The organism is Bradyrhizobium sp. Unk1 (genome assembly GCF_059512345.1).
On the sequence record NZ_JCAMOP010000230.1, the window covers coordinates 1 to 480 of the forward strand.

General features: G+C 63.1%; 1 pseudogene. It reads right to left on the minus strand.

Features of this window, described 5'->3' with window-relative positions:
• Nucleotides 1-480, minus strand: a pseudogene (locus tag AC5ZFO_RS48275) (transposase); the annotation flags it as partial.

Here is a 480-nt window from a genome sequence, read left to right on the forward strand (position 1 = left end):
TCGTGGCTGATGCGCATCGTCTTGTCGTCCGGGAAGTCGATCGGCAAGCGTCGGGCAATCTGCTCAGGGCTCCATGCCTTGGCCCCGTCGATCCTTTCGCCGGCCATGCCGGCCGCCGTTCCACCGAACGGTGGGGCCAGCAATACAAGCTCCGCTCGGGGCTACAACACTACCGGCAAGTCTCTCCTCCACATAAGTGCGCAAGGTTGCGTTGAGCGCAAGCTTGGTCGACTTGGGCCGGCGGGCAGATCGGTCTGCATGCCATTGGGCAGTTGTGGCCCGATATTCCAACCCACCGCCGCGGGTGGCGGCGTTCCGCCGCAGTTCACGGGAGACCGTCGAAGCAGCCCGTCCCAAGCGGCGCTCAATCTCCCGTATGGAATGGCCCTGCACCTTTAGAAGGGCGATTTCCTCGCGTTCAGCCAATGAAAGGTAGCGCCCGGAGAGAGGCTTGGCCGAAGATCTGAACATCGCTGGTGG